Raw genomic sequence first — 12,753 nt, 5'->3', positions numbered from 1 at the left:
CCTTATCTTTCACCTTCTGCCCGTTTGGCATGCAACTTGAATGCAAGTCTCCCCAAAACGCATAACGAATTGGCAATTTGCCTAACTGGGGGTCAATCATGAATTCAACTGGAGTGGGCGGAGACGTCTTTTTTGTGCTGGTCGGAGCAATCCTCGTCTTCGCGATGCATGGCGGGTTCGCTTTTCTTGAGGTCGGAACCGTTCGGCATAAAAATCAAGTCAATGCACTGGTGAAGATCCTGGTCGATTTCGCGCTATCGACCGTCACTTACTTCTTTGTTGGTTACGCATTCGCCTATGGCACGACATTCCTCGTCGACGCCGCAACACTGTCCGGTGGTGGTGGAGGATTTGAACTCCAAGGCCTGACACTGGTGAAATTCTTCTTCCTAACCACCTTCGCGGCAGCCATCCCTGCGATTATCTCCGGCGGGATTGCGGAGCGAATGAAATTCTGGCCGCAATGCATCGCGACAGTAGCCTTGGTCGGTATCGTCTATCCGCTCTATGAGGGAATAGTGTGGAATGGAAACTTCGGTTTTCAAGCCTGGTTAGAAGCAACATTCGGAGCACAATTCCACGACTTTGCCGGTTCTGTCGTCGTTCATGGGGTTGGCGGCTGGATTGCACTTGGAGCCGTGCTCCTGCTTGGTGCACGCATGGGCCGTTACGATTCCAAAGGACGTCCGATCGGCATCCCACCATCTTCCTTGCCCTGGCTTGCCATGGGATCCTGGATGCTTTGTGTCGGCTGGTTCGGTTTTAACGTTATGACCGCTGGTTCCCTGGGAGCAGCGTCAGGCCTCGTTGCAATCAACTCGCTGATGGCAATGGTTGGTGGCATTCTGGCTGCTCTGGTCGTGGGTAAAAACGATCCGGGTTTCGTTCACAACGGCGCACTGGCCGGTCTGGTCGCCGTTTGTGCTGGGTCCGACATCATGCATCCGATCGGCAGCCTGATCGTTGGAGCAGGTGCCGGCGCTATCTTTGTCGTCGGATTTGAGATGTGCCAGAACAAATTGAAAGTCGATGACGTTCTGGGCGTCTGGCCACTTCATGGTATCTGCGGTGCATGGGGCGGTATTGCTGCCGGGATCTTCGGTCTCGAATCGCTGGGAGGCCTTGGTGGCGTTTCCTTGATGTCTCAGATCATCGGCACCGTGGTCGGGGCGACCTATGCACTAGCTGCCGGGTTTGTGGTCTACGGCATATTGAAAAGCACCATGGGCCTGAGGTTGTCGCAAGAGGAAGAGCACCTCGGCGCTGATCTCGCGATTCACAAGATCAGCGCAAATCCGGAGCATGACCTTGGCCGTTGACTGAACTGACAAATTAGGGATTGGATCGGCGGCCCACCGGACCGCCGTTTTTCAACAATGCCGCCAGGTTCTGGTGAGTATCGACCACCTGATGCGCACCGGCTTCTTCAAGCTGAGCAGCATGCGTATCATGACTATGACCACCGCCAACAAATCCCCAGACGGTCATTCCCGCTGCAAGCCCGGCTTTCACACCGTTTGAACTGTCTTCAATCACCAACGTTCTTGCGGGTGAAACACCGAGTTTTTGCGCCGCGAACAAAAACAGGTCGGGGGCCGGTTTCCCGTTTTTCACCTGTTCGCCCGAATAGATATGCGGATCGAAATAGGAAAAAAGCCCTGTGTGCCGAAGCTTTTGGATCAACCGCTGTAATCTTGATGAGGAAGCGACTGCCCGAAGGCCCTCGTGTCCGTTCAAAAGCTGTTTGATACCCGAGATTTCCAACAGCTCCGTTTCCATCCGCCGCATCGTTGCAACATCGAGCTCTTCGAAGAAATTTTCAGGCAATGAACCTTTGCCAAGTTCACGATGATCCCGGTCAAGCGCCGCCCAGAAGTCCTCACTTCCAAGGCCCTGAAATCGGTCCATGTACTCATCCAGATCGTATTGAAGACCAATCCGTGCGAGATGCTCGCGTTCCACCTGAACATAAATCGTCTCCGAATCGACCAGAACACCGTCGCAATCAAACAGGATTGCCTCAAAAGCCATTGAACTCTCTTCCCTATGTCGTTCTCAATGTGAACCGTCGAACAGACCCTTAACCACCTGTCTTTGAAACAAGATGACAAGTAGCGCCGGAGGCAGAATTGCCAAGATAGCCAGTGAAAGGCCGACCAGGCTCGCACGACCGAAAAACTGCATGCCGCGAACGAGCGTATAAGTACTTTCTTCGGACGTGACGATGACTGGCCACAAGTACTGGTTCCAACCGGTCACAAAGAGGACCAGGAAAAGAGCCGCCGCGGTCGGCACAGACAGGGGCAACAAAATATCCCTGAAAAACTTGATCGCACCGGCGCCATCAAGGCGCGCGGATTCCATCAGCGTATCGGGAACCGTCATGAAAAACTGCCTGAAAAACAAGGTTCCCAATCCGGACGCCACAAGCGGCACGATCAACCCTGCACGCGTGTTGACCAACCCCAGATCGGCAACAACCGCATAAGTTGGCAAAAACCGCGATTCCAGCGGAAACATAAGGCTGAGCAGCAGCAGCCAGAAAATGACGGAAGCGTACTTCACGCGGAAATAAATCAACGAATAGGCCGCTAACAAGGACACTGCGACCTTCAAGGCCGCAAACCCCGCACCGAGCAGAAACGAGTTCCAAACCATGGTCAGCACGGTGACATCGCCCGTAAATCCGGCATTCGCTGATATCAATGTCCCATAATTCTCCAGAACTGCAGAGCCAGGGTCCAGGCGCGGCACCACCGGAACACCCGGTGCATGCGTTGTTGCCGCAAAAATTGAATAGACCGGCAAACACATGAACAATGCGCCCGCAATGAGTATGGCGTGATCTAGTATGCAGGCCTGCCACCGGCGAAATGAATGCATCAGTGTCTCTTCCAGCCTCCGCTCACGCGACCTGCGCCAACCCCATCAAAGAACGACAATACCGGATTGCTTCGCCTTGTGTTCAGGTTCCACATGAATGGTAATTCGCGCACCCGGTACATCTTCTGCAATGGCAACTTCGATCCTGTCACAGATTTCGTGCGCCTCCTCAACGGACATTGTTCCGGGCACAACCAGATGAAAATCCACGAACGTTGATCTGCCTGCAATTCGCGTCCTGAGATCATGAGCCTCAAGGGCGCCTTCGCCGTGTTCTGAGATTAAAAGTCTTATTTTTTCAAGAACATCACCGGATGCCGCCTCGTCCATCAAACCGCCAACGGATTCCTTGACCAGCTCCCAACCGGTCCAAAGTACCGTCAAGCCGACAACGACGGCCAACATAGGATCAAGGATTTTCCAGCCGGTCATCAATACAAGAACAACACCGGCAAGAACACCGGCCGAACTGATGACATCGGTCATGAGGTGCTTGCCATCAGCAACCAGAGCCGGAGACCTGGTTTGCCTGCCAAAATGCATCAGGTATCTGGCCCATGCGCCGTTTATCAGCGCCGCTGCCAGGTTCATTGCGATACCTTCAAGGGAATATTCGGGGTTGTCGCCTTGAATGAAACCCAGCCACGCAGCCCGAAAAATCATGATGGAGGCCAACACAATCATGACGCCGACGAGAACAGCGGCAAAATACTCCGCCTTGTCGTGACCATAGGGATGGTTGCTGTCGGCCGGTTTCGCGGCAAACCAGATCGCCGCCAATGCGGCAATGGAGGACGCAATATTGACGATGGTTTCAAGCGCGTCTGAATAGAGAGCAACAGAGCCAGTCAGCAGGTAGGCGCCAACCTTTAGGCACAGAACCAGAATACCGATGGCAATGCTTGCAAAGGCAATCCTGAGCCTTGGTTTCAGGTCCACTCCAGTCCCCCGGCACAAGCTGCAAGACAGTCAGGTCAGGCAGCACTGTTGACCTGGCAAGGGGTAGCAGTTTTTTCGTCGGTGACAACCCGGTTCAGGAAATTAAATCCAGCGCGGGAAAGTTTCAGACAGGCTGAAACCATCGCCCTATCGGTTCAAGAACCGCCGTTCCAATCCATCACCGCAGCTCCGATAATTTCCCCTGGTCCATCGGGTCCCTCGACCTGCACCAGAATTGCGCACCGCGCGTCGCCTTTCAGCATCAGTTTGGATTTTGGCATCCGAAAGGTTTCAGCACCTCCCGACCACATACCCAGAGGCTGTAGGTTACGCACCACGTTGACATACTTGATCTTTCGACCGGCATTTTCACCCCGGCCGATATCCACCATTGCCTCATCCTGGATGTTGAGAAAATAGACAGTCGCCATCTCTGCGCCTTCAGGCAGGAGCCCATCGACTTTGGCCTCGACAACCATGTCGGTAATTTTCAGATCCACCTTAGAAGTAAACGGTTGGGCGCGTGCAAGCGCTGCGCGGACTTCCCCTTCCCGGCTACCAACCACGTGTTCTTCGCCATTAATGACCATTTGGGGCGTGTAGACGGATCGATCTCCGCGCTGATTGGCATAAGCGCGCTGACGCTGCGAATAGACCGGGCTGGCAAGTGTGTCCTTCCAACCCAGATAGTCCCAATAGTCCACCGGCATCAAAACCGTCAGGGTATCTTCGCTGTTGTTCTTCACCAGGTCCTCTGCCAACCGGTCTGCCGGCGGACAGGACGAACACCCCTGGCTTGTGAACAGTTCAACGACTTTTTTCGGCTGTGCTTCTGCAGTGTTCCAGGCTGTCGTCACTATTAACGCAGCAACCGCGACCAGCCCGGACCGGAACGCCTGCCCGGCTTTCCAGCGAATATGACCCACCATTTGGCTCGTTTCCCTTATTTGCTTGATGACAAGATAGGCAAACAGACCTTCAATCGCGAGTCACGAGCCAGTGACTTTGCCTGCGATTCATAGGTTTCGCAGAAACGTGACTTTCACCAAATTTACAGTGACCGCACCCACCGGAGGTAATTGCAATTCAAAAACAGTGCCGTACTCAACCACCGGCCAGTATTTTTTCAAGTTCCGGAAGGAAAGTCTCAGCGTAAGACTGTGGACCAAGCGGGCCGATGAACTTGTAGCGGATCATACCTTTTTCATCGACAATGAAGGTTTCCGGCACGCCGTAAACGCCCCAGTCAATCGCTGCCCGGCCGGAAGCATCCGCGCCAACCCGGTCATATGGGTTTCCAAGGCTGCCAAGGAAGCGCCGGGCGTTTTCAGGTTTGTCCTTGTAGTTGATACCGACCATTTCGATACCATCTACTTTGGCAAGTTCTTCCAGAAGCGGATGCTCCTGTCGGCAAGGTCCGCACCAGGATGCAAACACATTGACGACAGAGACCTTGCCTTGAAGGTCATCACTGGAAAAACCGGCAACTGCGTTGCCGGCTTTCTCCAGTCCCTCGACAGGTTCAAGCACAAACTCAGGCGCAGGTTTGTTGATCAGCGCAGACGGGATCTTCTGAGGATCCCCACCGAGCGTCAGCTGAAACAGGAAAAGTCCCGCCAGGGCCGCAAAAACCACCAGAGGCAACAGAACAAGGATAGGAATCCCGCGCTTTGGCTGTTTCGTGTCGGCTTCTGTGTCGGATGCGCTCATGAAACTATCTGCTCCCATCCTGCGGTCGCGCGCGCGCAATTCCCTGGTCCGCCAGTTCTTTCAGAGCCTTCTCCTGATTGGAACGGTCGATCCTGACCCAGGCGATCAGCACAAGCACGGTCAAAAGACAAAGGCCATAGGAAGAAAGAATGAAACCTGCATGTGGTCCAAGATCCATCGGTCTACTCCGCGGCCTGTGTGGAAGCTGTGGCAGTGCTCGGAAAAGAAACGCTGGCTGCCCGTTGACGCAGTGCCCTTACTCTGCGGCGCATAATTTCATTGCGCATGGCCATAAGATGCAGAACAAAAAACAGCAAGGTGAAGGCAATGGCCATGATCACAAGAGGCCACAGAATGTCCGGGTGAATGGTTGGGCCATCCATCCGCACCACACTTGCCGGCTGGTGCAAGGTGTTCCACCAATCAACGGAAAATTTGATAACCGGCAGGTTGAGAGCACCGACCAACGTGAGAACCGCCGCCGCCTTTCCTGCCTTGATCGGATCATCCATAGTCCGCCAAAGCGTCATCAGTCCGAGATACATGATCAGGAGAACAAGAACGGACGTAAGACGTGCATCCCACACCCAATAGGTTCCCCACATGGGTTTTCCCCAAAGAGACCCGGTCACCAAGGACATAAAGGTGAAAGCCGCACCGATTGGTGCCGCGCTTTTGGCCGACACATCCGCCAGCGGGTGTTTCCAAACCAGCGTCCCAAGCGAAGACATGGCCATGATCGAATAGCACATCATCGCCAACCAGGCGGCCGGTACATGAATGAACATGATCCGCACCGTGTCGCCTTGCTGATAATCCTCAGGTGCAACGAAGAAACTCATGTAGAGACCGGCAGCGAAGGCCAGCACACACAAACCGATCAGCCAGGGCAGAACAATCTGCACCAGCCTCAAAAACCGCGTCGGATTTGCATAGTCCCAAATAGACATCGAAGCTCTATCTAATTCCCTCTCCGCCGTCCTTCAATGCACCGAAGAACAACAATCGCGCCTTGCTTTCGATCAATTCTAAAAATTTAAGGCAGAAATCCAGTTCAGTCACCCGCAAAACGCAGCGCAAGAGCTGCGGCAATCGGCCCGATCACAGCGGCGATTAGCGAAAGCGAACAAAGGATCAGGAACGGCGTCATAAACGGCACAGGATCATGGATGGCGGCATCTGCTGCGCTGACACCGAAAATCAAGACCGGTATCGCGAGTGGCACGACAAGCACGGCCAGCAACAGGCCACCCCGGCGCAACGACACGGTCAAGGATGCTCCGATCGCTCCGATCAACGTGAGCGCCGGTGTGCCGACAAGAAGTGTCAAGGTAATGGCACCCATCGCAACAGGGTCGATGTTGAGAAAGATCGACAAAAGAGGTGCCGCGACGACCAAAGGAAGGCCTGTCGCCACCCAATGGGCAAGGCACTTGATCAGGACGACCAGCTCCAGTGGCCGTCCTGCCATCAGCATCAGATCAAGCGTTCCGTCCTCCCGATCCGCCTGGAACAGGCGATCAAGACCGAGAAGCGTTGCAAGCAGCGCTCCAATCCATAGGATCGCGGGGCCTATTCGGGCCAAAAGATTGAGGTCCGGCCCGACCCCAAAGGGAATGACGGTTACAACAGCAAGAAAAAACAGCACGCCAACCATCGCACTGCCGCCGATCCTTACGGACAGGCGCAAATCGCGCTGAAACAGCACCATGGCCCAAGATGACATCAGAAATCCTCCTCTGCCAGCAGTGCCTCAACGATTTCCGCTTTCAGGTGCAGGATCTGAACCCTGTCGAGCGCCAGGTCGGTATGGGTCGCAGTAACGATAAGCCCCCCGTGCGCAATATGCCCGTTCATAAGCTCGAGTAACTGGCCTTCCGACGCCTTGTCGAGTGCTGATGTTGGTTCGTCCATCAGCCAGACAGGGCGCGGTGTCACAAGCAATCGACACAATGACAACCTGCGCCTTTGGCCGGCGGAAAGATAACCTGCCGGCAAATACGCGGTATGACCGATACCCAGAACCTGTAGCGCTTCAAGCGGCTCCATTTTTTGACCGGCAAAGGACGAAACTGATACAGGCGCAGAAAAACTCTGCCAGAAGACAAGGTTTTCAAGCACTGACAACGCAGGTTTAACTGCATCTTGATGGCCAAAATAGTGCGCCTGTTCCTGTGGCTGTCTGTCATCCTGCCCACCTTCCAGGCGAATTGATCCTTTGCTCAAAAAGACCAGACCAGCAAGCGTGCGAAGAAGCGAAGATTTGCCAATACCGTTCGCGCCCGTGACGACGAGCGCGGTGCCACTTTCAAGCGTGAAGGAGAGGTCCTGAAACACACGGCGTCCGCCACGGTCTATGGTCAGGTTTTCCGCAATAAGTTTCAGGAGATACTCCGGCGTTCTTGAAGAGGACATGCCTTGTTAGTGTGCAGTGAAGGCCATTGGCAAGAGCGCAATGAATGGCATCAGTTTACCACCATGCCCTTGATCTCGGTCATTTGGCGATCGATTGGCCTATCGCAGATGCTTATTAAAAAAGACCAGAGCTGTTTCAATTGCTCCGGTCTTCTTCTTAAGCAAACAAAAACAGAGACTTATCTGGTTTCGACTCCAAGTTTCCTGCACAGCTCGTCCAACTGCTCAAGCGACGTGTACTTGATTTTCAGGTCGCCGGATTCCTTGCCGGATTTATAACCGACGGTTACTTTGAGCCCCAGCGTATCGGCCAGGCGTTTTTCCAGCGCTTTCGTGTCGGCATCCTTTTCAGCCTTCACGGCCGACGCCTTGTTGCCCTTCAATCGTGCTAGAGCATCCGGATCCTGGGAAATCTTTTCCGCATCCCGAACAGTCAAGCCCCTTTCGACAATCAATTCGGCAAGGGCAGCTGGATCCTCAACTGTAATCAATGCGCGTGCATGACCGGCCGTAAGCAGCCCCTCCGCGAGATAATCTTTCACGGAATTAGGCAATTTCAGCAGCCGCATCGTATTGGCAACATGGCTGCGGCTTTTGCCGATTACCTTGGCAAGCTCACCCTGGCTATAACTGAATTCCGCCGTCAGCTGCTCATAACCCATCGCCTCTTCAATGGGGTTGAGATCGGCCCGCTGAACATTCTCAATGATTGCAAGTTCCAGAGCTTCCTGGTCTGTAACATCCCGCACGATGATAGGAGCTTCATGAAGACCCGCCCTTTGCGCAGCCCGCCACCGACGTTCACCGGCGATAATCTCAAACCTATCGGATTTGCCGGCTTCCGGGCGTACCAGGATGGGCTGCACAATACCTTTGGCTTTCAAAGATTCGGCTAGATCGGCAAGGTCTTTCTCGGTGAAAGTCTTGCGGGGATTGCGCGGGTTCGGAACAAGATGCTCAATCGGCACCTTGCGTGTATCTCTGACGATCTTCTCAGGTGCTGCGGTCGCTTCCGGCGCTGAATCGCCGATCAATGCTGCCAATCCTCGGCCCAAACGTTTGTTTTTGCCGTCTCTTTCCGCCATGCCGCACCTTTTTCATCTTAAAATTCAATAGCTTAGTTCTCCAGCACTAGTGAAAGCACTGCGCAACGAACCCATCGGATCGGATCCGAATCTTATCAGGCAGCCACTTTGCGCAACCGCCGCTCTCGCTGGATGATTTCTGACGCGAGCCGCAGATAGGCCTGACTGCCAGCACACTTCAGATCATACAACAACGCCGGCTTGCCATAGGACGGTGCCTCGGAAATCCGAACATTGCGCGGAATGATGGTTTCGTAAACCGCGTCGCCCATCGTTTCTCGAACATCCGCCACAACCTGATTGGAAAGATTGTTGCGGCTGTCATACATGGTGAGAACAATGCCATGAATACTGAGTTCAGCATTCAATGCGCTCTTGACCTGCTCCACAGTGCTGAGCAATTGGCTAAGTCCTTCAAGCGCAAAGAATTCACATTGCAGCGGCACCAATATGGAATGAGATGCCGAGAGCGCGTTGATCGTCAGAAGGTTCAGCGAAGGCGGACAATCGACCAGCACATAAGTGAAGCCGATTTCCTGAAACAGCCTAGATCTGGTCAGACTTTCAATTGCAGCCCGCAACCGGAAGGCCCGGTCGCTGGTCGATGCGATTTCGAGCTCCAGACCCAGGAGATCCATGGTGGACGGAGCGACCCAAAGCCGTTGCACCGCAGTTTCACGCACCGCCTCAGCCAGAGAACAGTCGCCGCTCAGAATTTCATAAGTCGACAAACCACGATCACGATGTTCAATCCCAAGACCCGTCGAGGCATTGCCCTGAGGATCGAGATCAATCACGAGTACCTTCTCGCCGATCGCAGCAAGCGCCGTGCCGAGATTGATTGCGGTGGTGGTTTTCCCCACCCCACCTTTTTGGTTCGCCAACGAAAGCACACGCGGCATTTCGGGAAGCATGCTCATTGCCACAACACCTTCCTGGGCTACTCCGGCCGGTTAGAAATATTTGAGAAAAGAAGCATCCGGCTCTCAGGATCAACAACACTGATCTTTTCTATCATGTCGAAGTGCCAACGGGCAGAGGCTTCGTTAACTTCTCGTTGAAAATCCTGACCTTTGTGGAAAACAGCCTTTGCACCCATCACCGTGAATGGCTCGGAAAGCTGAAAAAGAAGGTCCAGGGAAGCCAAAGCACGTGCAGAAACGGCATCGACGGAACCATGCCGCCACTCTTTCGCAACCGATTCGATCCTCCCGGCGTGAACCGTTCCGCTGGAACCCGTCTCTCTAAGAGCTGTTCGAAGGAAAGCCGCCTTGCGTTGGTTGCTCTCGATCATGTGCACATGAGCGTCGGGATCTTCAGCAAGCAGAATGGCTGTCACCACACCGGGAAACCCGCCACCGCTGCCGACATCGACCCAGGTTTTAGCCTCTGGATAACTCCACTGGGTCTGGAGGCTATCGGCGACATGACGCGTCCAGATCTCTGGAATTGTCGAGGGAGCAATAAGGTTTTGTGCGGGTTGCCACTTGAGAACAAGGTCGACATAGATCTGGAGTCGTTCCAACGTTTCACGTGAAACATCCCCATAGTTTTGCACAGCCTTTCCAGAGCTGTTCAACACGATTGAACGACCCATCAGGCCGCTCCAATCTTCTGACTACCGCGCTTGAGATGAGACAAGATCAGCGTCAGGGCCGCGGGTGTTATGCCATCCATACGAGAGGCCTGACCCAGTGTCGCCGGACGAATGTCGGTCAGTTTCTGCTTCACTTCATTCGACAGACCCACGATTGCTTCGTAGTCGAAACCATCCGGGATCGCCAAAGCTTCATCCCGTTTCAGTGCTTCGATATCCGCCATCTGCCGGTCGAGATAAACCGCATAAAGCGCGTCTGTTGCCACCTGCTCTGTGATGACAGGATCAATCTCTGCGAGCTCCGGCCAAATGCCTGTCAGCAACTCGTAGGTTACATTCGGATAGGAAAGGAGATCGAAGGCAGACCGGCGCACTCCGTCCTGGTTGATGGGCAGGCCCTTCTTCTGTGCTTCTGACGGTGTTACAGACAGCTGATTCAAAAGCGTACGTGCTTCGCCAATGGTCGCCATCTTTTTCTCAAACGCCAGGCGTCGTTCTTCTGAAACGCAGCCCACCTCCAGACCAAGAGGCGTCAGTCTCTGATCGGCATTGTCGGCACGCAAAGACAAGCGATACTCGGCACGCGAGGTAAACATGCGATATGGCTCGGAAATACCTCGGGTGATTAGATCGTCGATCATCACACCAATATAGCCCTGAGAGCGATCGACAATGAACGGCGGCTTTCCAGCTTCTGCCAGAGCCGCATTCAAACCGGCCACCAGTCCTTGAGCCCCGGCTTCCTCATATCCGGTCGTACCGTTGATCTGACCTGCCAGATAAAGACCCTGACATCGCTTTGCCTCCAGTGTCGGCCTGAGCTCCCGCGGATCGACGTGGTCATATTCAATTGCATATCCCGGCTGGAAGTATTCAACATCTTCCAGGCCGGGGATGGTTCTCAAAAAAGCGATCTGCACGTCTTCCGGCAAGGAAGTGGAGATACCGTTCGGGTAGACCGTGTGGTCATCAATGCCTTCCGGCTCTAGAAAAATCTGATGGCCATCACGCTCGCCAAAGCGAACAATCTTGTCCTCAATAGAAGGACAATATCGTGGCCCGCGACCTCTGATCTCTCCAGAATACATAGCCGACCTGGAAAGATTGTCTTGAATGATCTTATGAGTCTCGGGCGTCGTCCGCGTGATATGGCAGGGCACTTGAGGCGTTGTGATCGTTTCGGTCATCGTCGAAAACGGAACCGGCTCTTCATCACCTGGCTGAACTTCCAGCCGATCCCAATGGATTGTCCGTCCATCAAGCCTCGCGGGCGTTCCGGTTTTTAGCCGCCCGAGCTCAAAACCAATTTGCTCAAGCGATTCAGACAGACCAAGGGCTGGAGCTTCACCCGACCTGCCGGCAGGAATCTTACGGTCGCCAATGTGGATCAGACCACGCAGGAAAGTTCCGCTCGTCAGGACGATCCTGCGACACGAAACGCTGCGCCCGTCTGCCAGGTCAAGTCCTGAAACGACATGGCCCTGAGCTTCGTCGCTGAAGAGGATCTTGAAAGCCTCTCCTTCGACGACCGTCAACCCATCAATTGCAGCAATCTCTTTCTGCATTGCTTCACGATAAAGCTTTCGATCGGCCTGAGCACGCGGCCCTCGAACCGCAGGACCCTTTCGCCTGTTGAGCATGCGAAACTGGATACCGCCCTTATCGGCGACACGCCCCATCAATCCGTCGAGGGCATCAATCTCCCTGACCAGGTGACCTTTGCCCAATCCACCAATCGCCGGATTACAGGACATTACTCCAATGGTGTCGAACCGATGTGTCACGAGAGCCGTGTTGGCACCGGCACGCGCTGCAGCTGCGGCTGCCTCGCACCCGGCATGACCGCCACCTATTACGACCACATCAAATGTCAGGCCCTTGTCGCTCATAAAGTCTCACCGTCTTGACCGGGGCCACTGCGTTGTTCAAGCGCCCGCCAATCCATCATCTTCAATTTTTGGGATCCGTATCCGACGCCCTGCATCAGATTATCACACGGCCGAACGAACGGCACATGTCCGCTGCTTGTATAAAGCGGGCCGATCCTTAGGTCAAAGTGGAATTGACCGGGAGACACTCGCAAGAATCAGCACCTACGATAAATTGGAAACGTTTCGTGATTCA

At 54.2% G+C, this 12,753-nt stretch carries 14 protein-coding genes; 1 reads left to right on the top strand and 13 read right to left on the bottom strand.

Annotated features, from left to right (window positions below; translation table 11 throughout):
• Window positions 1-98: 98 nt before the first annotated feature.
• Entirely contained in the window at window positions 99-1,319 is a 1,221-nt protein-coding gene (locus Q0835_RS22360) for an ammonium transporter (RefSeq protein ID WP_298964412.1), read from the top strand.
• Window positions 1,320-1,332: 13 nt separating this feature from the next.
• Here the strand turns inward: Q0835_RS22360 and Q0835_RS22355 are convergent, their stop codons facing one another.
• The 13 genes from Q0835_RS22355 to mnmG all read right to left on the bottom strand — a co-directional run bounded on the left by Q0835_RS22355 (window position 1,333) and on the right by mnmG (window position 12,518).
• Window positions 1,333-2,031: an HAD family phosphatase gene (locus Q0835_RS22355; RefSeq protein WP_298964409.1), complete on the bottom strand. Its 699-nt coding sequence runs from the start codon at window positions 2,029-2,031 to the stop codon at window positions 1,333-1,335.
• 24 nt (window positions 2,032-2,055) lie between these two features.
• Window positions 2,056-2,883, bottom strand: a complete 828-nt coding sequence (locus Q0835_RS22350) for an ABC transporter permease subunit (protein ID WP_298964407.1) — start codon at window positions 2,881-2,883, stop codon at window positions 2,056-2,058.
• Between the two features lie 45 nt (window positions 2,884-2,928).
• Window positions 2,929-3,816 (bottom strand): cation diffusion facilitator family transporter, encoded by an 888-nt coding sequence (locus Q0835_RS22345; RefSeq protein WP_298964486.1) that lies wholly within the window; start codon window positions 3,814-3,816, stop codon window positions 2,929-2,931.
• A gap of 161 nt (window positions 3,817-3,977) precedes the next feature.
• On the bottom strand, window positions 3,978-4,751 hold the full coding sequence (locus Q0835_RS22340; RefSeq protein WP_298816633.1) for a thioredoxin family protein: 774 nt from the start codon (window positions 4,749-4,751) through the stop codon (window positions 3,978-3,980).
• Window positions 4,752-4,926: 175 nt separating this feature from the next.
• Window positions 4,927-5,532: a DsbE family thiol:disulfide interchange protein gene (locus tag Q0835_RS22335; RefSeq protein WP_298964404.1), complete on the bottom strand. Its 606-nt coding sequence runs from the start codon at window positions 5,530-5,532 to the stop codon at window positions 4,927-4,929.
• 4 nt (window positions 5,533-5,536) lie between these two features.
• Window positions 5,537-5,710, bottom strand: a complete 174-nt coding sequence (gene ccmD / locus Q0835_RS22330) for a heme exporter protein CcmD (protein WP_298816628.1) — start codon at window positions 5,708-5,710, stop codon at window positions 5,537-5,539.
• 4 nt (window positions 5,711-5,714) lie between these two features.
• A complete protein-coding gene (locus Q0835_RS22325; RefSeq protein WP_298964401.1) occupies window positions 5,715-6,482 on the bottom strand; it encodes a heme ABC transporter permease in 768 nt (255 codons plus the stop codon).
• A gap of 104 nt (window positions 6,483-6,586) precedes the next feature.
• Window positions 6,587-7,258, bottom strand: a complete 672-nt coding sequence (gene ccmB, locus Q0835_RS22320) for a heme exporter protein CcmB (protein WP_298964398.1) — start codon at window positions 7,256-7,258, stop codon at window positions 6,587-6,589.
• Window positions 7,258-7,947: a heme ABC exporter ATP-binding protein CcmA gene (ccmA, locus tag Q0835_RS22315; protein ID WP_298964396.1), complete on the bottom strand. Its 690-nt coding sequence runs from the start codon at window positions 7,945-7,947 to the stop codon at window positions 7,258-7,260. Before ccmA ends, ccmB begins: the two co-directional genes overlap by 1 nt.
• A gap of 179 nt (window positions 7,948-8,126) precedes the next feature.
• On the bottom strand, window positions 8,127-9,032 hold the full coding sequence (locus tag Q0835_RS22310; protein ID WP_298964393.1) for a ParB/RepB/Spo0J family partition protein: 906 nt from the start codon (window positions 9,030-9,032) through the stop codon (window positions 8,127-8,129).
• Between the two features lie 95 nt (window positions 9,033-9,127).
• The gene (locus tag Q0835_RS22305) at window positions 9,128-9,952 is read right to left on the bottom strand and encodes a ParA family protein (protein ID WP_298816617.1); all 825 of its coding nucleotides are present in this window, start codon (window positions 9,950-9,952) and stop codon (window positions 9,128-9,130) included.
• A 20-nt stretch (window positions 9,953-9,972) separates the two neighbouring features.
• A complete protein-coding gene (gene rsmG, locus Q0835_RS22300; RefSeq protein WP_298964390.1) occupies window positions 9,973-10,629 on the bottom strand; it encodes a 16S rRNA (guanine(527)-N(7))-methyltransferase RsmG in 657 nt (218 codons plus the stop codon).
• The gene (gene mnmG, locus Q0835_RS22295) at window positions 10,629-12,518 is read right to left on the bottom strand and encodes a tRNA uridine-5-carboxymethylaminomethyl(34) synthesis enzyme MnmG (protein ID WP_298964387.1); all 1,890 of its coding nucleotides are present in this window, start codon (window positions 12,516-12,518) and stop codon (window positions 10,629-10,631) included. The genes rsmG and mnmG overlap by 1 nt, the downstream gene beginning before the upstream one ends.
• Between the last annotated feature and the right edge of the window lie 235 nt (window positions 12,519-12,753).

It is taken from the genome of uncultured Roseibium sp. (assembly GCF_947499295.1).
Classification (GTDB): Bacteria; Pseudomonadota; Alphaproteobacteria; order Rhizobiales; family Stappiaceae; genus Roseibium.
This window is presented reverse-complemented; position numbering and strand designations above follow the sequence as displayed.

Coding starts and splice junctions, on each gene's coding strand:
- Q0835_RS22360 (WP_298964412.1), top strand. CDS start 99: ATGAATTCAACTGGAGTGGGCGGAGACGTCTTTTTTGTGCTGGTCGGA.
- Q0835_RS22355 (WP_298964409.1), bottom strand. CDS start 2,031: ATGGCTTTTGAGGCAATCCTGTTTGATTGCGACGGTGTTCTGGTCGAT.
- Q0835_RS22350 (WP_298964407.1), bottom strand. CDS start 2,883: ATGCATTCATTTCGCCGGTGGCAGGCCTGCATACTAGATCACGCCATA.
- Q0835_RS22340 (WP_298816633.1), bottom strand. CDS start 4,751: ATGGTGGGTCATATTCGCTGGAAAGCCGGGCAGGCGTTCCGGTCCGGG.
- Q0835_RS22335 (WP_298964404.1), bottom strand. CDS start 5,532: ATGAGCGCATCCGACACAGAAGCCGACACGAAACAGCCAAAGCGCGGG.
- ccmD (WP_298816628.1), bottom strand. CDS start 5,710: ATGGATCTTGGACCACATGCAGGTTTCATTCTTTCTTCCTATGGCCTT.
- Q0835_RS22325 (WP_298964401.1), bottom strand. CDS start 6,482: ATGTCTATTTGGGACTATGCAAATCCGACGCGGTTTTTGAGGCTGGTG.
- ccmB (WP_298964398.1), bottom strand. CDS start 7,258: ATGTCATCTTGGGCCATGGTGCTGTTTCAGCGCGATTTGCGCCTGTCC.
- ccmA (WP_298964396.1), bottom strand. CDS start 7,947: ATGTCCTCTTCAAGAACGCCGGAGTATCTCCTGAAACTTATTGCGGAA.
- Q0835_RS22310 (WP_298964393.1), bottom strand. CDS start 9,032: ATGGCGGAAAGAGACGGCAAAAACAAACGTTTGGGCCGAGGATTGGCA.
- Q0835_RS22305 (WP_298816617.1), bottom strand. CDS start 9,952: ATGAGCATGCTTCCCGAAATGCCGCGTGTGCTTTCGTTGGCGAACCAA.
- rsmG (WP_298964390.1), bottom strand. CDS start 10,629: ATGGGTCGTTCAATCGTGTTGAACAGCTCTGGAAAGGCTGTGCAAAAC.
- mnmG (WP_298964387.1), bottom strand. CDS start 12,518: ATGAGCGACAAGGGCCTGACATTTGATGTGGTCGTAATAGGTGGCGGT.